At 70.3% G+C, this 19,070-nt stretch carries 12 protein-coding genes; 1 reads left to right on the forward strand and 11 read right to left on the reverse strand.

Annotated features, from left to right (window positions below; genetic code table 11):
- The first annotated feature begins 84 nt into the window (after positions 1 to 84).
- The gene (locus MLG_RS15780) at positions 85 to 6,612 is read left to right on the forward strand and encodes an excinuclease ABC subunit UvrA (RefSeq protein WP_011629921.1); all 6,528 of its coding nucleotides are present in this window, start codon (positions 85 to 87) and stop codon (positions 6,610 to 6,612) included.
- A gap of 99 nt (positions 6,613 to 6,711) precedes the next feature.
- On the opposite strand, the gene lpxC is transcribed toward MLG_RS15780, so the two are convergent.
- The 11 genes from lpxC to mraY all read right to left on the reverse strand — a co-directional run bounded on the left by lpxC (position 6,712) and on the right by mraY (position 19,055).
- Complete coding sequence (gene lpxC, locus MLG_RS11080) at positions 6,712 to 7,629, reverse strand: UDP-3-O-acyl-N-acetylglucosamine deacetylase (protein WP_011629922.1); 918 nt, start codon at positions 7,627 to 7,629, stop codon at positions 6,712 to 6,714.
- A gap of 172 nt (positions 7,630 to 7,801) precedes the next feature.
- Positions 7,802 to 8,941, reverse strand: a complete 1,140-nt coding sequence (gene ftsZ / locus MLG_RS11085) for a cell division protein FtsZ (protein WP_011629923.1) — start codon at positions 8,939 to 8,941, stop codon at positions 7,802 to 7,804.
- A gap of 91 nt (positions 8,942 to 9,032) precedes the next feature.
- Complete coding sequence (gene ftsA, locus MLG_RS11090) at positions 9,033 to 10,271, reverse strand: cell division protein FtsA (protein ID WP_011629924.1); 1,239 nt, start codon at positions 10,269 to 10,271, stop codon at positions 9,033 to 9,035.
- Between the two features lie 26 nt (positions 10,272 to 10,297).
- Entirely contained in the window at positions 10,298 to 11,113 is an 816-nt protein-coding gene (locus tag MLG_RS11095) for a cell division protein FtsQ/DivIB (RefSeq protein WP_011629925.1), read from the reverse strand.
- A complete protein-coding gene (locus MLG_RS11100; RefSeq protein ID WP_011629926.1) occupies positions 11,110 to 12,045 on the reverse strand; it encodes a D-alanine--D-alanine ligase in 936 nt (311 codons plus the stop codon). The genes MLG_RS11095 and MLG_RS11100 overlap by 4 nt, the downstream gene beginning before the upstream one ends.
- Entirely contained in the window at positions 12,042 to 12,938 is an 897-nt protein-coding gene (gene murB, locus MLG_RS11105; RefSeq protein WP_011629927.1) for a UDP-N-acetylmuramate dehydrogenase, read from the reverse strand. The genes MLG_RS11100 and murB overlap by 4 nt, the downstream gene beginning before the upstream one ends.
- The gene (gene murC / locus MLG_RS11110; protein WP_011629928.1) at positions 12,935 to 14,374 is read right to left on the reverse strand and encodes a UDP-N-acetylmuramate--L-alanine ligase; all 1,440 of its coding nucleotides are present in this window, start codon (positions 14,372 to 14,374) and stop codon (positions 12,935 to 12,937) included. Before murC ends, murB begins: the two co-directional genes overlap by 4 nt.
- Positions 14,371 to 15,444 carry an undecaprenyldiphospho-muramoylpentapeptide beta-N-acetylglucosaminyltransferase gene (gene murG, locus MLG_RS11115; RefSeq protein ID WP_011629929.1) on the reverse strand — a complete coding sequence of 358 codons (1,074 nt, stop codon included), beginning with the start codon at positions 15,442 to 15,444 and terminating at the stop codon, positions 14,371 to 14,373. The genes murC and murG overlap by 4 nt, the downstream gene beginning before the upstream one ends.
- A complete protein-coding gene (ftsW, locus tag MLG_RS11120) occupies positions 15,441 to 16,646 on the reverse strand; it encodes a putative lipid II flippase FtsW (RefSeq protein WP_011629930.1) in 1,206 nt (401 codons plus the stop codon). The genes murG and ftsW overlap by 4 nt, the downstream gene beginning before the upstream one ends.
- A complete protein-coding gene (gene murD / locus MLG_RS11125; protein WP_011629931.1) occupies positions 16,639 to 17,988 on the reverse strand; it encodes a UDP-N-acetylmuramoyl-L-alanine--D-glutamate ligase in 1,350 nt (449 codons plus the stop codon). The genes ftsW and murD overlap by 8 nt, the downstream gene beginning before the upstream one ends.
- A 2-nt stretch (positions 17,989 to 17,990) precedes the next feature.
- A complete protein-coding gene (gene mraY / locus MLG_RS11130; RefSeq protein ID WP_156774742.1) occupies positions 17,991 to 19,055 on the reverse strand; it encodes a phospho-N-acetylmuramoyl-pentapeptide-transferase in 1,065 nt (354 codons plus the stop codon).
- Positions 19,056 to 19,070: the final 15 nt, after the last annotated feature.

Below are 19,070 nucleotides of genomic sequence, written 5' to 3' on the forward strand. Positions count from 1 at the left end.
CAATCTGGAGTAATTCTAAATTCTAGCACAGCCGCGCCGTCACTGGCAGTATATGGCCTCTTCCTTCGGCGCTGGAGGTACGTAATGTCGCGCGACTGCATCCGGGTGCGTGGTGCCCGCCAGAACAACCTGCGGGGCTTCGACCTGGACATCCCCTTGGGCGAGCTGGTGGTGATCACCGGGGTCTCCGGCTCGGGCAAGTCCTCGCTGGCCTTCGACACCGTCTATGCCGAGGGTCAGCGCCGCTACGTGGAGACCTTCTCCCCCTACGCCCGGCAGTTCCTGGACCGCATGGACCGCCCGGCGGTGGACCGCATCGACGGCGTGCTGCCCGCCATCGCCATCGACCAGACCAACCCGGTGCGCACCTCCCGCTCCACCGTGGGCACCATGACCGAGCTGAACGACCACCTGAAGCTGCTCTTCGCCCGCACCGCCCAGCTCTACTGCGGCGGCTGCGGCAAGCGCGTCCAGCGCGACACCGCCGAGGGGGTGGCGGCCCGCCTGCTGGCTGGCCACGCCGGCGAGCGCGCGATGGTCACCGCCCGGGTCGCCATCCCCAAAAAATCCAGCGCCGACACCCTGCGTGAGCTGCTCGCCGGTCAGGGTTACACCCGCATCCACGGCGAGGACCGCACCCACCTGGAGGTGGTGACCGACCGCATCCGGCTGGTGCCGGACCGCCGCGACCGCCTGGTGGAGGCCCTGGAGTCGGGCCTGAAGCTGGGCCGGGGCCACATCCAGGTGCGCCTGCTGGATGAAAACCGCGAACCCGGCAAGCCCCTGCGCTACTCCGCCGACCTGCACTGCGCCGACTGCGACATCCACTACGACGACCCCACCCCCGGGCTCTTCTCCTTCAACTCCCCGGTGGGCGCCTGTGAGACCTGCCGCGGCTTCGGCCGGGTGATGGGCATCGACTACCGCCTCGTCATCCCGGATGACGCCCTCAGCCTCGAAGCCGGCGCCATCAAGCCCTTCCAGTCCGGCCGCTCCGCCGAGTGCCAGGACGACCTGCTGTTCCACGCCCGCCGCCGGGGCGTGGCCACCGACATCCCCTTCCGCGACCTGCCGGAGGCCGACCGGCAATGGATCATCCAGGGGGAAGGCAAATTCAACGGCCGCAAGTGGTACGGCGTCGATGGTTACTTCCAGTATCTGGAGCGCAAGAGCTACAAGATGCACGTGCGCGTGCTACTCAGCCGCTACCGCAGCTACGACCCCTGCCCCGACTGCCACGGCGCCCGCCTCAAGCCCGGCGCCCTGCTCTGGCGCATCGGCAACCACGAAGACAGCGACGCCGTCATCGACCGCGCCGAGCGCCACCGCCCCCACGGCGCCACCCTGCCCGAACACGCCCTCCACGGCCTGCCCGGCCTGCACCTGCACGACGTCCTCACCCTGCCGCTGGACCGCTGCGCCCGCTTCTTCCAGGACATCCACCTGCCCGCCCCGCTGGACGAGGCGGCGGAGATCCTGCTGGAGGGCATCCGCAACCGCCTCACCTACCTCAACACCGTCGGCCTGGGCTACCTCACCCTCGACCGCCAGTCCCGCACCCTCTCCGGCGGCGAAGTCCAGCGCATCAACCTCACCACCGCCCTGGGCACGGCCCTGGTCAACACCCTCTTCGTCCTAGACGAGCCCTCCATCGGCCTCCACCCGCGGGACATCGACCGCATCGTCACCGTCATGCACCGCTTACGCGACGCCGGCAACTCCCTGCTCGTGGTGGAACACGACCCGGCCGTGATGCAGGCGGCCGACCGCCTCATCGACATCGGCCCCGGCCCCGGCGAACGCGGCGGCCAGATCACCTTCAACGGCACCCCCGCCGAACTGCTACGCACCGAAAACTCCCTCACCGCCGACTACCTCACCGGCCGAAGACAGGTGGTGCCGACAAATGCACGCCCTGATCGCTATGGCCACAACGACGCAGACGCTGGGCCTGGCGAGTCCGGCGAGTCCGGCGAGTCCGGCGAGTCCGGCGAGTCCGGCGAGTCCGGCGAGTCCGGCGAGTCCGGCGAGTCCGGCGAGTCCGGCGAGTCCGGCAGCCGAGTTTGTAACAAAGCAGGGACACGACTCCAGGAGCGCAAGGCCGAGGGCAACGCGCCTGCCGAGAGCGGTTCGTGTTCCGGGCGGAACCGTAAAGACGCGTGGGGGGAAGGCGGAGCCCCGAACCCCGCAGGGCCTGGCGGTGATGGCGGGTGGGTTCGTAGCGGAGCGCGGGCGCAGGGCGGAGAAGGCCCGAAGGGTGGCCGCAGGGATGCGGCCACCGGCCGTCAGGCCATGGATGGCCTGTCGGCCGGCCCCGCCCGGAGCCCGGAGAAGCGGAGCTCCGAACCCACCCGCCATCACCGCCAGGCCCCCGACTCCGAGCCAAATAACGGCTCCAGCCAAGCCGTGACCCCGCTACCGCCTGACACCCCCAAGGTCACGATCCAGGGCGCAACCGAACACAACCTCCAGCACCTGACCGTGGAAATCCCCGTCCACCCCGCCCTAGTCTGCCTCACCGGCGTCTCCGGCTCCGGCAAATCCACCCTCATGCGCGACATCCTCCACAACGAACTCGCCCGCCGCAAAGGCCACCCCGGCGACCCACCCGGCGCCTTCCAAACCCTCACCGGCGACGAACACATCGACAACGTGGTGCTGGTCGACCAATCCCCCATCGGCAAGACCACCCGCTCCAACCCCGCCAGCTACACCGGCGCCTTCGAACCCATCCGCAAGGCCTACGCCGCCGAACCCCTCGCCCGGGAACGCCAATACACCCCCGGCGTCTTCAGCTTCAACTCCGGCAAGGGCCGCTGCCCCACCTGCGGCGGCAACGGCTTCGAACACGTGGAGATGCAATTCCTCTCCGACGTCTACCTGCGCTGCCCCGACTGCAACGGCAGCCGGTACCGCCCGGAAATCCTCGAGATCCAGCGCCTGCCCGACCCCGGGGCCGACCTGGGCACCGCCGGCGACGGCCCCAGGCACATCGCCGAAATCCTGGACCTGACCGTGGACCAGGCCACCGAGTTCTTCCGCACCACCCCGGCCGTGCTGCGCAGCCTGGAACCGCTGCAGGCCGTGGGCCTGGGCTACCTGAAACTGGGCCAGCCGGTCCCCACCCTGTCCGGGGGCGAGGCCCAGCGGCTGAAACTGGCCGGGCACCTGGCCAAGACCAGCGGCCGGCGCAAGCAACAACAACGGCTGCTGTTCCTGTTTGACGAACCCACCACTGGGCTGCACTTCCACGACGTGGCCGTGCTGCTCAGCGCCTTCCGGCGGCTGCAGGACGAGGGCCACGCGCTGCTGGTCATCGAACACAACCTGGACGTGATGCGGGCGGCGGACTGGATCATCGACCTGGGGCCGGAGGGGGGCGACCGGGGCGGCCGGCTGGTCTGCACCGGCACACCGGAACAGATCATGGCGCAAAGCGACCTCTCCCACACCGGGCGGGCGCTGGCCGAGTACACCGGGGCACTAGAGCGCCTCCGTACGACAGCGGAGGCTTCGGAGGGGGCGGCTTCGGGCGAACCCGGGCCGGGGATGTCCGGCAGGGGGACGCAGCACTACATCGACATCCACCACGCCCGCGAGCACAACCTTAAGGGCGTGGACATCCGCATCCCGCGCAACCGGCTCACGGTCATCACCGGCCTGTCCGGCTCCGGCAAGTCCACCGTCGCCTTCGACATCCTCTTCAACGAAGGCCAGCGCCGCTACCTGGAGTCACTCAACGCCTACGCCCGCCAGTTCGTGCAACCGGCGGCGCGCCCCGACGTGGACAGCGTCGAGGGCATCCCGCCCACCGTCGCCATCGAACAGCGCACCAGCCGCGGCGGGCGCAAGAGCACCGTCGCCACCCTGACCGAGCTGCACCACTTCCTGCGCCTGCTCTACGCCCGCCTCGGCACCTGGCACTGCCCCGCCTGCCAGGTGCCCATCCAGGCCCAGACCCCCGAGGCCATCCACGCCCAGCTTCTGCGCGAGCACCGCGGCGAGACCCTGCACCTGCTGGCCCCCATGGTCAGCGGCCGCAAGGGCATCTACAAGGAACTGGCCCGCTGGGCCGCGGGCAAGGGCGTCGGGCACCTCTACGTGGACGGCGAATTCCTGCCCACCGCCGACTGGCCGAAACTCGACCGCTACCGGGAACACGACATCGACCTGCCCGTGGCCGAACTGCGCATCGAACCGGAAAACGCCCAACCCCTGCGCCAGGCCATCGCCCGGGCCCTGGAACAAGGCAAAGGCGTCCTGCGCATCCTCACCGCCGAACGAACCCTGCAGACCCTCTCCACCGAACGGGCCTGCCCCAGCTGCCAACGCAGCTTCGACGAACCCGACCCGCGCCAGTTCTCCTACAACAGCCCCCACGGCTGGTGCCCCACCTGCTACGGCACCGGCGAGGTGTTGGAAGGCTTCAGCGACGAGGACAGCGGCGAAGAGCGCCACTGGCGGGAGACCGAAAGCGACGACGACGCCCTCCCCGCCCCCTGCCCCACCTGCAACGGCACCCGCCTCAACGCCGAGGCCCGCGCCGTCACCTTCCAGGGCCGCACCCTCCCCGAACTCTCCGCCCTCACCGTCCGCGAGGCCAGGGCCTGGTTCCGGGTAATGCGCGCCCACTCCCCCCAGCCTGGACCAAAGGAAATCGAAGTCGATGACCCCGAAGCTGCCGAGCGGGGTGGGGGGCGGAGCACGCCGGTGCCTAGCGGAGCGCGGCCCGCTGGCGGATCAGGCCCGAAGGGTGGCCGCAGGGGTGAGGCGGAAACAGATCGGTGTCCAGTGGACACCGATCCCGCCGAACGGGCGGGCCACGGATGGCTCGCCCCGGCCCTGCCAGCAGCGCAGGATAGCGCTGCTGAGCAGGCGGCCACCGACCGTCAGGCCAGGGATGGCCTGTCGGTCGGCCCCGCCAGCGGGACGGAGAAGCGCAGCTCGGCACCGGCGCGCTCCGCCCCCCACCCCGCGTCCAACCCCGTCGAAGTCGCACCACCAAACGCACATGGGCCCGGAAACGATAATGCAGAACCCTTGGCATTGACGGACCGCGAGGCCACCATCGCCCGCGACGTCCTCCCGGAAATCCACCACCGCCTCCGCTTCCTGGAAGACGTCGGCCTCGGCTACCTCAGCCTCGACCGCGCCGCCCCCACCCTCTCCGGCGGCGAAGCCCAACGCATCCGCCTCGCCGCCCAACTGGGCTCAAACCTCCAGGGCGTCTGCTACGTCATGGACGAACCCACCATCGGCCTCCACCCCCGCGACAACCGCCTGCTCCTCGACGTCCTCGCCCGCCTCGAAGGCAAAGGCAACACCATCGTCGTCGTCGAACACGACGAAGACACCATCCGCCGCGCCGAACACATCATCGACCTGGGCCCCGGCGCCGGCATCAACGGCGGCCGGGTCGTCGCCGCCGGCACCGTCGAGCAACTGCTGCAACACCCCCGCTCCATCACCGGCCGCTACCTCCGCCACCCCCTGCACCACCCCCTGCGCGGCCAGCGGCGAACCGTCAGCCTGGCCACCACCCCGGCAGGGTCCCACCCGCAACCGACAACGCCGGCCGAGCACGACGTCCTGACCCTGCACGCCCCTACCCTGCACAACCTCCAGGGCCACGACCTACACCTGCCCCTGGGCCGCCTCATGGTCGTGACCGGCGTCTCCGGCTCCGGCAAATCCTCCCTCATCCGCGGCGTCCTCAAACCCGCCCTGAAACGCCTGCTGAGCCGCAAACGGGACCAGGCGACCCCACCACTGCCCCACTGCGCCGGCCTGGATGGCTGGCAGGCCGTCGACCGCGTGCTGGAGGTGGACCAGACCCCCATTGGCAAGACCCCGCGCTCCTGCCCCGCCACCTACATCGGCTTCTGGGACGACATCCGCAAGCTCTACGCCGGCACCCAGGAGGCCAGCCTGCGCGGCTACGGCCCCGGCCGCTTCTCCTTCAACACCAAAGACGGCCGCTGCCCTGACTGCGACGGCCAGGGCGTACGCCGGATCGAGATGAACTTCCTGCCCGACGTCACCGTACCCTGCGAGACCTGCCACGGACTGCGCTTCACCCGCGAGACCCTGGCCGTGGAATGGAAAGGCCGGCACATCGGCGACGTACTCAACATGAGCGTGGAAGAGGCCACCGCCTTCTTCGCCGCGCAACCGCGCATCCACCACCCGCTCACACTGCTCGAGGCCGTCGGCCTGGGCTACCTCACCCTGGGCCAGGCCAGCCCCACCCTCTCCGGGGGCGAGGCCCAGCGCATCAAACTGGTCACCGAACTGGCCAAGGCCCGCCCCGACCTGCGCGCCCAGCGTACCCCCCACACCCTCTACGTCCTGGACGAGCCCACCGTGGGCCTGCACATGGCAGACGTGGAGCGACTCATCGACGCCCTGCAGCGGCTGGTGGACGCCGGCCACACCGTGGTGGTCATCGAACACAACCTCGATCTCATCGCCGAGGCGGACTGGGTGGTGGACATCGGTCCGGAGGGGGGCGACGCCGGCGGCCGGGTGGTCGCCGCCGGGCCGCCCGAGGCCGTGGCCGCCGGGTCGACCGCGACCGGACGCTTCCTGGCGGAGGTGTTGAAGCGGAAGTAACCGGGCGCACGGCGACCGGCCCCCGGGTCGGCGCCCCTAAAACGACGAAGGGGCGCCCGAGGGCGCCCCTTCGTCCGGTCGGAAGCTGACCGCCACCGATCAGCCGGCCACCGCCAGCCCCGGTCGATCGTAGGCGATCGGCGAGTCGGAGGCCTGATCGAAGGTGACCTCCTCCCAGGCGTCCTCCTGCGCCAGCAGCGCCCGCAACAGCTTGTTGTTCAGCGAGTGCCCGGACTTATGGCCCTTGAAGGCCCCGATCAGGCTGTGGCCCAGCAGGTAGAGATCGCCGATGGCATCCAGGATCTTGTGCTTGACGAACTCATCCTGATAGCGCAGCCCGTCTTCGTTGAGGATGCGGTAGTCGTCCACCAGGATGGCGTTGTCCAGGCTGCCCCCCAGCGCCAGCCGGTTGGCCCGCAGCATCTCGATGTCGCGCATGAAGCCGAACGTGCGCGCACGGCTCACCTCCTTGACGAAGGAGGTGCTGGAGAAATCCAATTCCGCGAAGCCGTTTTGCTCGGTGAACACCGGGTGGTCGAAATGCAGCGTGTAGCCCACCTTGAACCCGTTGAACGGCTCGAAGGCGGCCCACTTGTCGTCCTCCTCCACCCGCACCGGCTTGCGGATCCGGATGAACCGCTTCAGCGCATTCTGTTCCTCGATGCCCGCAGAACGGATCAGGAACACGAACGGCCCCGAACTGCCGTCCATGATCGGCACCTCCGGGGCGCTCACCTCGACGAAGGCGTTGTCGATCCCCAGGCCGGCCATGGCGGAGAGCAGGTGCTCCACCGTGTAGACCCGCGCCTCCCCCTGGGAGAGGCAGGTGGAGAGTCGGGTATCCCCGACGTTCAGCGCATGGCCGGGGATATCCACCGGCGGGTCCAGATCCACCCGTCGGAAGATAATACCGGTGTTGGCCGGCGCCGGTCGGAGGGTGAGGTACACCTTCTCGCCGGTGTGCAAGCCCACGCCAGTGGCGCGGATACTGTTCTTTAACGTGCGCTGACGGATCATGTCGACGGCCAACTCCAGGGTTTATTGTTGCCAGTCACCGGCGTCTTCGGGCACAACGGGCCCGTGGGACGGCGGCGAGCGACGTCATTCTACTGTAATCCACCGCACCGTGTATAGTGCAGTGCAACATAGCGCCGCGACCCTTTCCGGCCGGCACCGCCGGCGCCAGCGGTCAGTCCGCCTGACGCCGGAGGAAGGCGGGAATATCCAGGTATTCCATATCGCCCTCGTCTTCCACACCCGGCCGGTCGTTGGCCGCCTTCTTGCGGATCACCGTCGGCCGGTCCAGCTGGTTGTAGTCCACATCCCCGCTGGCCTTGCGCACCGGTTTCAGGTCGGGCTTGCGCTGCTCCTGGAATGCACCCAGGCCGGTGGCCACGACTGTGACATGCAGTTCGTTCTCGAGTTCCGGATCGATGACGGTACCCACCACCACGGTGGCCTCGTCGGAGGCGAACTCGCGCACCGCATTGCCCACGTCGTTGAACTCGCCGATGCCCAGGTCCAGCCCGGCGGTGACATTGACCAGGATGCCGTTGGCCCCGGCCAGGTTCACGTCCTCCAGTAGCGGGCAGGCGATGGCCCGCTCGGCGGCCTCACGGGCGCGCCCCTCACCGGAGGCGGAGCCGGTACCCATCACCGCCATACCCATCTCCGACATCACCGTGCGCACATCGGCGAAGTCCACGTTAATCAGACCCGGGCGGGTGATCAACTCGGCGATACCTTTTACCGCACCCAGCAGCACATCGTTCGCCGCCTTGAAGGCATCCAGCAGCGTCAGGTTGTTGCCCAGCACACTGATCAGCTTCTCGTTGGGAATGGTGATCAGGGAGTCCACATGCTGGCCCAACTCCTTGATGCCCTCCTCGGCGATCCGCATCCGCTTGCTGCCCTCGAAGGGGAAGGGCTTGGTCACCACGGCGACTGTGAGGATCCCCATCTCGCGGGCGATCTCGGCCACCACCGGGGCACCGCCAGTGCCGGTGCCACCGCCCATGCCGGCGGTGATGAAGACCATGTCCGCGCCCTCAATCGCTTCCATGATGCGCTCGCGGTCCTCGACGGCCGCCTCACGGCCGACGCCGGGGTTGGCCCCGGCGCCCAGGCCCTTGGTGATGCCGGAACCGAGCTGCAGGGTGGTGCGCGCAGCCACGTTCTGCAGCGCCTGGGCGTCCGTGTTGGCGCAGATGAAATCCACACCCTCGATATCGGCGGCCACCATATGCTGCACGGCATTACCACCGCCGCCGCCTACGCCGATGACCTTGATAACCGCGTTCTGGTTGACGTTATCCATCAGTTCAAACATGACCCTATCCTCCTGGGACCGTTTCGGTCCGAATACAGAAATTGCAGTAACTTTTCCTTCCCCGGACCCGCCCGCCCGGATTCGCCCTGGCTCAGAAATTGCCCTTGAACCAACTCTTCATACGCGCCCAAAGTGCCTGTAGCCCGCCCTCCTCGCTGAAGTCGGTGAGCGCTGGCTTGCCCTCGTGCCGGGCGCCGTAGACCAGCAGCCCGACGCCGGTGGAATAGATGGGGTTGCGGACCACGTCCGAGAGGCCGGTGACCTGGGTCGGACTGGCCGCCCGCACCGGCAAGTGGAAGACCTCCTCGGCCAGGTCCACCACGCCCTCCATCTTGGAACTGCCCCCGGTGAGCACCACGCCCGCCGGGATCAGGTCCTCAAAACCGCTGCGCCGCAGTTCTGCCTGCACCAGGCCGAGCAACTCCTCATAACGGGGCTCGACCACCGCCGCCAACGACTGGCGGGAGAGCCGGCGCGGCGGCCGGTCACCCACCGAGGGCACCTCGATGCTCTCCTCGGGATTGGCCAGCTGCGACAGGGCGCAGGCGTACTTGACCTTGATCTCCTCTGCGTGCTGGGTCGGGGTGCGCAGAGCCACCGCGATGTCGTTGGTGACCTGGTGCCCGGCGATGGGGATCACCGCCGTATGGCGGATGGCGCCGCCGGTGAACACGGCGATATCGGTGGTCCCGCCACCGATATCCACCAGGCAGACCCCCAGCTCCCGCTCGTCGTCGGTGAGCACCGCCTGGGCCGAGGCGAGCTGCTGGAGGACCACGTCGTCCACCTCCAGGCCGCAGCGGCGGACACACTTAGTGATGTTTTCCGCCGCCGAGACGGCGCCGGTCACCATGTGCACCCGGGCCTCCAGGCGCACCCCGGACATGCCCAGCGGATGGCGAATGCCCTCCTGGTTGTCGATAACGAACTCCTGGGGCAACACGTGCAGGATCCGCTGATCGGCCGGGATGGCCACCGCGCGTGCGCCGTCCAGCACCCGGTCCAGGTCGCCCTGGGTCACCTCCCGGTCCTTGATGGCCACCATGCCGTGGGAGTTCATGCTCTTGATATGGCTGCCGGAGATGCCCACGTAGGCGGAGTGGATCTCGCAGCCGGCCATCAGCTCGGCCTCCTCCACCGCCCGCTGCACCGATTGGACGGTGGACTCGATATTGACCACCACGCCCTTCTTCAGGCCGCTGGAGGGGTGGGAGCCGATGCCCACCACCTCGATCTCGCCGTCCTCCCCGGCCTCGCCCACGATGGCGACTACCTTCGAGGTGCCGATATCCAGCCCCACCAGCAGGTTGCGTTCGGACTTCTTTACCATGCCGTGTTGTTTCCCTGTCGATCGCATTATTCGGTTGCCGTGCCCGCGTCCCGCCAGCCCAGCGCGAAGCCGTTGGGGTAGCGCAGATCCGCACTGGCCAGCTCCCGGCCCTGCTCCTGTTCACGGGCAATCAGCGGCCAGGCGTCCAGAAAGCGCATTACCCGCGCCACCACCTGCTCGCGCCCCATCTCCAGGCGGATCGGCCCCTCGTCGCCCGGCGCCACCCCGTCCTCCGGGGCCAGTTCGGCCCGCCAGGCCGCCCGCGCATCCTGTTCCAGCGCCATCAGCTCGAACCCGGCGGCCTGGAGGCGCCGGGTCAGATCGCGGTAATGCCGCACCACCGCCTCTTCCCGCCCCGCCGTCCCCGACAGCCGCGGCAGCCCGGACGGGATGCTCGCCGGGTCCGGTTCAAACACCTCGCCGGCCCCGGTGATCAGCCCCGACTCGCCCCAGCGGGCCAGGGGCGCGTGCTCGCGGATGGTCAACTCCACCATATCGGGCCAGACCCGGCGCACCGAGGCGCTGGCCACCCAGGGCAGCGCCTCCACCGCCCGCCGCATGCCGGTGACGTCCAGGCCGAACATCCCCTTGTCCAGGAACGGCTCCAGGGCCGTCTCCACATCGTCCGGCGCCAGGTGGCGGACCGGGCTGTCCAGGCGCACCATCTGCACCGGGAACCACTCACCGCTGCGCAACTGCTCCAACGCGGCGCTGCCGCCGGCCAGTGCCAGCAGCAGTGCCGCGGCGCCGGCGGCCCAGCCCAGCATGCCGGCGCCGCGGTGGGCCCGCGTTGGCGTGCCCCGCGGCCGGGGGCCGCCCGCCGATGCGGCCAGCACCGTCATGGCCGCCCCGCCTCCCGCCGGCGGCTGTCGAGCAGGATCCGCCAGCAGAGTTCGTCGAAGTCGATACCCACCGCCCGGGCCGCCATGGGCACCAGGGAGTGATCGGTCATGCCGGGGATGGTGTTGATCTCCAACAACCAGAACCGGCCCTGCCGGTCGCGCATGAAATCCACCCGGCCCCAGCCGCTGGCACCGGCCACCCGGAAGGCGTCCAGCGCCAACTGGCGGATCTGCTGCTCCTCGGCCTCGGTGAGCCCGGCCGGACAGTGGTAGCGGGTGTCCCCGCTGCGGTACTTGGCCTCGAAGTCGTAGAAACCGCGCGGGGTCTCCAGTCGAATGGCCGGCAGCGCCTCCTCGCCCAGGATGGCCACGGTGTACTCCCCGCCCTCGATCCAGCGCTCGGCGAGCACCAGGTCGTCGTAGCGGGCGGCCTCGGCGCGGGCGGCCTCCAGCTCCTCCGGCCGCTCCACCTTGGCCATGCCGATACTCGACCCCTCATGGGCCGGCTTGATCATCAGCGGCAGGCCGACGCTGCCGATGAGCGCCTGGCGGTTGGTCTCCGGGCGCAGCAGCGCCCCGGGCGGCACCGGCAGCTCGGCGCCACGCCAGAGCAGCTTGGTGCGCCACTTGTCCATGCCGATGGCGCAACCCAGGACACCGCTGCCGGTATAGGGCACGCCCAGGGCCTCCAGCGCCCCCTGGATGACCCCGTCCTCGCCGCCACGGCCGTGCAGGGCAATGAAGGCCCGGTCGAAACCGGTCAGTTCCGCCAGCGCCACCTGGGCGGTATCCACCGCCTCCGCATCAACACCGCGACGGCGCAACGCCTCGAACACGGCCCGGCCGCTGATCAGGGAGATCTCACGCTCGGCGGAGTCGCCCCCCATCAGCACCGCCACCCGGCCCATCGCCGCTGCCTGTTCGCTGCTCATGACTGCGCCTCCCCCACGATATGCACCTCGGGCACCAGGGTGACCCCGTGCCGGCGCGCCACCTCATCGCGCACCTGTTCGATCAAGGCCTCGATGTCCGCCGGGGTGGCCCCGCCGGTGTTGATAATGAAATTGGCGTGCCGCTCCGAGACCTGGGCGGCGCCGCGGCGCAGCCCCTTGAGCCCGGCGGCCTCAATCAACCGCGCCGCGTGGTCACCGGGCGGGTTGCGGAACACCGAGCCGCAGCTCGGCTCGCCGATGGGTTGGGTGCGGTTACGCTGGCTAAGCAGGGCCTTGACCCGCGCCTGCATCGCCTGGGCGTCGCCCGGCTCCAGGTCCAGCACCGCGGCGACGAACCATTCCCCGGCCGGCCCGCTGACGTGGCGGTAACCCACCCGGAAATCCTCAGGCCCGCGCCGGCGCAGCACACCGTGCCGGTCCACCGTCTCCACCCGGCGCACCCGCGACCAGGTCTCGCCGCCGAAGGCGCCGGCATTCATGGCCAGGGCGCCGCCCAGGGTGCCGGGGATACCGGCGAAGAACTCCGCCCCGGCCAGCCCCTGGCGGATGCAGTAGCGGGACAACCGGCCGCAGGCCACCCCGGCCTCGGCATGGACCTGCTCGCCCTCCACCCGCAGCGCATCGAGTCCGCCCTGGGTGAGGATGACCGTGCCGCGCAGGCCGCCCTCGCGCACCAGCAGGTTGCTGCCCAGGCCGCACCAGAACAGCGGCTCGTCCTCCGGCAACCGGCGCAGGAACGCCACCAGGTCCGCCAGCCCGGCGGGCCGGTAGAGCCGTTCGGCCGGGCCACCGGCACGCCAGGAGGTGTAGCGCGCCATCGGCTCCCAATGGCGCAGTTCCCCCGGCTGTATGCGGCGTTCGGCGGCCATCATCCCCCATCCTCCACGCCGTGGCGGCGGGCCAGCTCCGCGGCGGCACCGCCGATGCTGCCCGCCCCCAGGGTCAGCACCAGGTCGCCGTCCCGGGCCACCCCGGGGAGCACCTGCTGCAGTTCCTCCAGGGTCTCCACGAAGACCGGGTTGACCTGGCCGCGGGCGCGGATCGCCGCGCACAGGCCACGCCCGGTGGCGCCGGCCACCGGCGGCTCGCCGGCGGCATAGACCTCGGTGACCAGCAGCGCATCGGCCTCGGAGAGCACCCGGGCGAAGTCCTCGAACAGATCCCGGGTGCGGCTGTAACGGTGGGGCTGGAAGACCACCAGGACCCGCCGGCCGGGCCAGCCGTCGCGCACCGCTCTCAGGGTGGCGGCGATCTCCCGCGGGTGGTGGCCGTAGTCGTCCACCAGGGTCACCCGGGCGTCGCCGAAGCGCAGGGTACCGTGGTCCTGGAAGCGCCGGCCGATCCCCTGGAAGCGCTGCAGGGCGCGCTGGATGGCGGCGACGTCCACATGCAGCTCGCGGGCCACGGCGATGGCCGCCAGGGCATTCTGCACGTTGTGGCGGCCGGGCAGATTCACCTCCACCGGGAAGGTCGCCTCGCCATCCACCACCGTGAAGCGGGTACGCCGGCCGCTCTGCTCGATGTCCACCGCCCGCAGGTCGGCGTCCTCGGCGAAGCCGTAGCTGCGCACCTGGCGGGCGATCTCCGGGCCCAAATCGCGCAACACCGGGTCGTCGTGACAGAGCACCGCCAGGCCGTAGAAGGGCAGGTGGTGCAGGAATTCGTCGAAGGTATGGCGTAGCTGGTCGAAGTCGCCGCCATAGGTCTCCAGGTGATCGGCATCGATGTTGGTGACCACCGCCATCATCGGCTTCAGGTGCAGGAAGGAGGCGTCGCTCTCGTCGGCCTCGGCCACCAGATAGCGGCCGCTGCCCAGCCGGGCGTGGCTGGCGGAGCTGTTGAGCCGCCCGCCGATGACATAGGTGGGGTCCAAACCGCCCTCGGCGAGCACGCTGGCCACCAGGCTGGTGGTGGTGGTCTTGCCGTGGGTGCCGGCTACCGCGATGCCGTAACGGAAGCGCATCAGCTCGGCCAGCATCTCGGCCCGGCGCACCACCGGGATACGGTACTCGCGGGCGGCCTGCACCTCCGGGTTGTCCGCCTGCACCGCGCTGGAGACCACCACCGCATCGGCCCCCTGCACGTGGTCGGCCTCATGACCGAACACCACCTGCACGCCCAGCCCCGCCAGGCGCCGGGTGATGGCGTTCTCCCGCAGATCGGACCCGGTCACGGTAAAGCCCAGGTTGTGCAGCACCTCGGCGATACCGCCCATGCCCGCACCGCCGATACCGACGAAGTGCAGGTGGCGGACGCGGCCAAAGGCGTCCGGGCGGGTATGGGCCGGGCTCGTGTCACCGTCAGTCATCGGGCCTCCTCCAGGCAGATCCGCGCCACCGTGGCCGCGGCGTCCGGCCGCCCCAACCCGCGCGCGCACTGGGCCATGCGCTGCAGGCGTGGCGGGTCGGCCAACAGGGTCTTGAGCTCCAGCGCCAGGCGCTGGGCACTGAGTTCGGACTGGGGCAGCAAGACCCCGGCGCCGGCCGCCACGAACTGCCGGGCGTTGGCGGTCTGGTGGTCGTCCACGGCGCCGGGCAGCGGCACCAGGATGGCGGGCACGCCCACCGCCTCCAGCTCCGCCACGGTCAGGGCGCCGGCACGGCAGATCGCCAGGTCCGCCCAGGTCCAGGCCGCGGCCATGTCCTCAATAAAGGGCTGCAGGTCCACCGCGATACCCGCCTGATCGTAGGCCTCGCGGGCCTGTTGCAGGGTGCGCTCGCCGGCTTGGTGGCGTACCACCGGCCGTTGCACCTCCGGTAGCCGGGCCAGCGCCGCCGGGACGGTGCTGTTCAGGGCCAGCGCGCCCAGGCTGCCGCCCACCACCAGCAGGCGCAGAGGCTCGTGGGCGCCGGCACCGCGATCCGCCGGGCCGGGTACCCGGGTGATGGCGTCGCGCACCGGGTTGCCCACGTGCTCGCCGCCCCGTTCCGGCAGGATGCCGGGGAAGCCGGTGAGCACCCGGCGGGCGAGCCGACTCAGCAGGCGGTTGGTCAGACCGGCCACGGCGTTCTGCTCGTGGATGATCAGCGGCCGGCGGGTCAGCCAGGCGGCCACCGCCCCCGGGCCGGCGGCGTAACCCCCCATGCCCAATACCGCCCGCGGCCGGTGCCGGCGCAGGACGCCCAGGGCCTGCCAGAGGGCGCGCAGCAGCACAAACGGCGCGGCCAGCCAGCCCCGCAGGCCGTTGCCGCGCAGGCCGCGCACCCGCAGCGACTCCAGCGGGATGTCCGCCGCCGGCACCACCCGGGCCTCCAGGCCCTCGCGGGTGCCCAGCCAGACCACTGGCACCCCCTGCTCGCGTAGGCGCTCCGCCACCGCCAGCGCGGGGAAGACGTGGCCACCGGTGCCACCGGCCATGATCAGGACGGGCATCGTCATGGGCGCACCCTCCCTGACGGTCGCTTGCGCGGCCTGGGTTGCTGGGCCGCCAGCCGGGCCTCGTAGTCCACCCGCAGGAGCAGCGCCAGGGCGATGCCGGTCATGATCAGGCTGCTGCCGCCGTAGCTCATCAGCGGCAGGGTCAGCCCCTTGGTGGGCAACAGCCCCATGGTGACGGCCATATTGATGAAGGCCTGCAGCCCGATGCTGATGGTCAGCCCCCAGGCCAGGTAGGCGCCGAAGGGCCGGTCGGCCCGCAGGCTGGCCAGGCCGATCTGCATGCCGCGCCAGGCCAGGTAGGTGAACAGGGCCACCACCACGACCACGCCGAGCAGACCCAGCTCCTCCGCCAGCACGGCGAACAGGAAGTCGGTGTGCGCCTCCGGCAGGTAGAAGAGCTTCTGCACGCTAGCGCCCAGCCCCACGCCGAACCACTCGCCGCGGCCGATGGCGATCAACGACTGGGTGAGCTGGAACCCGGCATTGAAGGGGTCGGCCCAGGGATCGGTGAAGGTGGTCAGCCGCTGCCAGCGATAGGGCGAGCCGACGATGAGCAGCCAGGCGGCGCCGGCCAGCAGCAGGCCCAGCACCCCGATCCGCCAGAGTGAGGCACCGGCCAGGAACAACAGGCCGAGCGCCGTGGCCATGAGCACCAGGGCGGTGCCGAAGTCGGGCTGCGCCAGCAGCAGGACAGCGGCCAGCGAAAAGACCGCCAGCGGGACGGCGAAGGCGCTGCTGGTGTTGGGCAGCTCCGCGTGCCGGCGTACGCAGTAGCCGGCCAGGTAGATGATGAAACAGACCCGGGCCACCTCCGCCACCTGCAGGTTGATCAGCCCGAGCGGGATCCAGCGGGTGGCGCCGTTCACCTCCCGGCCCACCCCTGGGATCAGCACCACCAGCAGCAGGAAGAAGCCGAGCACCAACAACACCGGGCCGCCGCGGTAGAACTGGTCCAGCGACAGGTGCAGACAGGCCACGGCGGCCATCAGGGCCACGGCCAGGAAGACGGCCTGCCGGTAGAGGTAGTGGAGCGGATCCCCGGTGGCCCCCTCGGCGATGGAGACCGAGGCCGAGCCCACCATGACCAGGCCCAGGCCGGCCAGGGCCAGCACGGTCAGCGCCAGGCGCCAGTCCAGGCGCTCCCAGGCCAGTCCGCCCGACTGGCCGAGGTCCAGACGCAGCCAGCGCAGCACTTCAGCCATGGGCCACCTCCCGTACCGCGTCGCGGAAGGCCTCACCCCGGTGCTCGAAGCCCCGGAACATATCGAAGCTGGCACAGGCGGGCGACAGCAGCACCGCGTCGCCGGACCGGGCCAGGTTGGCCGCCCGGCGCACGGCGTCCCTCATATCCGCGGCCCGCTCCACCGGCACCACCCCGGAGAGCACCTGCGCCAGGCGCGGGGCGTCCCGGCCGATCAGCACCGCCGCCCGGCCCTTCTCGCGAAGCGCGTCGGCCAGCGGCAAGAAGTCGGCCCCCTTGCCGTCGCCGCCGGCGATCAGCACCACCGGGCCCGCCAGGCCACGGATGGCGGCCACGGCCGCCCCCACATTGGTCCCCTTGGAGTCGTTGTACCAGCGCACACCGGCGTGCTCGGCCACCCATTCGGTGCGGTGGGGCAGGCCGGTGAAACGGCGCAGCGCCTCGGCCATCGCCGCCACCGGCAGGCCCAGTCCCTGCCCCAGGCAGAGGGCGGCCAGGGCGTTGGCGCGGTTGTGCAGCCCGGGCAGCCGCAGGTCCGCCGCCGGCAGGACCGGCTCACCATTCAGGTGCAGCCACGGGGCGCCCCGGTGGTCGGCCACGCCGGCCCCCCGGCGCGGGTTGGACGCCAGGCTGAAGCCCAGGACCGTGCGGCCGGGTTGCGCCATGGCGGCCACCACCGGATCGTCCAGGTTGAGCACCTGGACGCCGGCGCCGTGGAAGATACGCGCCTTGATCCCGGCGTAGGCGCTGACACTGCCGTGGCGGTCCATGTGGTCGGCGCTGATGTTGAGCACCGCCGCCACCCGGGGGGCCAGGCTGTGGGTGGTCTCGAGCTGAAAGGAGGAGAGCTCCAGAATGTAGGCATCGGGCCGGGTCTCCCCATCCAGCAGTGCCAGTGCCGGGGTGCCCAGATTGCCGCCCACCGCCACCCGCCGGCCCGCCGCCTCGGCCATTCGCCCCACCAGGGTGGTGACCGTGCTCTTGCCATTGGAGCCGGTGATCGCCGCCACCGGCGCATCGGCGTGACGGGCAAACAGCTCGATCTCGCCGATCAACGGCACACCGGCCCGGCGGGCGGTCTCCAGCGCCGGCTCCCGGAGACTGACCCCGGGACTGACGATGATCTCCCCGGCGCCCGCCAGCAGGGCGGCGTCGAAGCCGCCCGCGCGCACCGGCACCTGCGGCCATTCCCGTTGCAGGGTGGCCTGCTCCGGCGGCTCGTCGCGGCTGTCGGTGACGCACACATCGAGCCCGCGGGCGGCCAGGAAACGGACACAGGCCAGCCCGGTGCGGCCGAGGCCAACCACCGCGCGGTATCCTGCTTGCCGTTTCACTGCCTGCATGCTCAGCGCACCTTCAACATCGCCAGACCGACCAGCACCAGCACCACGGTGATGATCCAGAAACGCACGATCACCCGGGGCTCGGGCCAGCCCTTCAGTTCAAAATGGTGGTGCAGCGGCGCCATGCGGAAGATGCGCCGCCCGGTGAGCTTGTAGGAGGCCACCTGCAACATCACCGACAGGGTCTCGACGACAAACACCCCGCCCATGATCAGCAGCACCAGCTCCTGGCGCACCACCACCGCGAGGATGCCCAGCGCCGCACCCAGGGCCAGCGCCCCCACATCGCCCATGAACACCTGGGCGGGGTAGGTGTTGAACCAGAGGAAGCCCAGCCCGGCGCCGATGAGTGCGCCGCAGAAAACCACCACCTCACCGGCCCCCGCCACGAAGGGGATACCCAGGTAATCGGCGAACACGGCGTGGCCGGTGGCATAGGCAAAGACCGCCAGGCCGCCGGCCACCAGCACCGAGGGCAGGATGGCCAGCCCGTCCAGGCCGTCGGTGAGGTTGACGGCGTTGGAGGAGCCCACCACCACCAGCCAGACCAGGGGGATAAAGAGCAGCCCCAACGGCAACACCACGTCCTTGAACAGTGGCACGATGAGGCTCGTCTCCAACGGCGACTGCGCGGTGGAGAACAAAAAGACGGCGGCCATCAGCGCAACCACCGTCTGCCAGAAGAACTTGGCGCGCGCGGACAGGCCCTTGCTGTTGCCCAGGGCCAGCTTGCGGTAGTCGTCCACGCCGCCGATCACACCGAAGGCCAGGGTGGTGAGCAGCACCACCCAGACATAGCGGTTGGTCAGATCGGACCAGAGCAGGGTGGCCACGGCGATGGCCACCAGGATCAGGGCCCCCCCCATGGTGGGCGTGCCCGCCTTGGACAGGTGGCTCTGCGGACCGTCGTCGCGCACCTGCTGGCCGATCTGATGCTCGACCAGGCGCTGGATGACGGCCGGCCCCACCAGCAGCGCGATCCCGAGGGCGGTGAGCACCCCCAGGATGGTCCGGAATGTCAGGTACTGAAAGACGTTGAAACCGGAGTACACGCCCTCCAGCGCCATGGCCAGGTGATAAAG

It is taken from the genome of Alkalilimnicola ehrlichii MLHE-1 (genome assembly GCF_000014785.1).
GTDB lineage: Bacteria > Pseudomonadota > Gammaproteobacteria > Nitrococcales > Halorhodospiraceae > Alkalilimnicola > Alkalilimnicola ehrlichii.

Excerpts from the sequence above, each read along its gene's own strand:
- ftsW (WP_011629930.1), bottom strand. The coding sequence starts at position 16,646 with ATGGCTGAAGTGCTGCGCTGGCTGCGTCTGGACCTCGGCCAGTCGGGC.
- MLG_RS15780 (WP_011629921.1), top strand. The coding sequence starts at position 85 with ATGTCGCGCGACTGCATCCGGGTGCGTGGTGCCCGCCAGAACAACCTG.
- ftsA (WP_011629924.1), bottom strand. The coding sequence starts at position 10,271 with ATGGTAAAGAAGTCCGAACGCAACCTGCTGGTGGGGCTGGATATCGGC.
- lpxC (WP_011629922.1), bottom strand. The coding sequence starts at position 7,629 with ATGATCCGTCAGCGCACGTTAAAGAACAGTATCCGCGCCACTGGCGTG.
- MLG_RS11100 (WP_011629926.1), bottom strand. The coding sequence starts at position 12,045 with ATGAGCAGCGAACAGGCAGCGGCGATGGGCCGGGTGGCGGTGCTGATG.
- murB (WP_011629927.1), bottom strand. The coding sequence starts at position 12,938 with ATGATGGCCGCCGAACGCCGCATACAGCCGGGGGAACTGCGCCATTGG.
- murC (WP_011629928.1), bottom strand. The coding sequence starts at position 14,374 with ATGACTGACGGTGACACGAGCCCGGCCCATACCCGCCCGGACGCCTTT.
- ftsZ (WP_011629923.1), bottom strand. The coding sequence starts at position 8,941 with ATGTTTGAACTGATGGATAACGTCAACCAGAACGCGGTTATCAAGGTC.
- mraY (WP_156774742.1), bottom strand. The coding sequence starts at position 19,055 with ATGGCGCTGGAGGGCGTGTACTCCGGTTTCAACGTCTTTCAGTACCTG.
- murG (WP_011629929.1), bottom strand. The coding sequence starts at position 15,444 with ATGACGATGCCCGTCCTGATCATGGCCGGTGGCACCGGTGGCCACGTC.
- murD (WP_011629931.1), bottom strand. The coding sequence starts at position 17,988 with ATGCAGGCAGTGAAACGGCAAGCAGGATACCGCGCGGTGGTTGGCCTC.
- MLG_RS11095 (WP_011629925.1), bottom strand. The coding sequence starts at position 11,113 with ATGACGGTGCTGGCCGCATCGGCGGGCGGCCCCCGGCCGCGGGGCACG.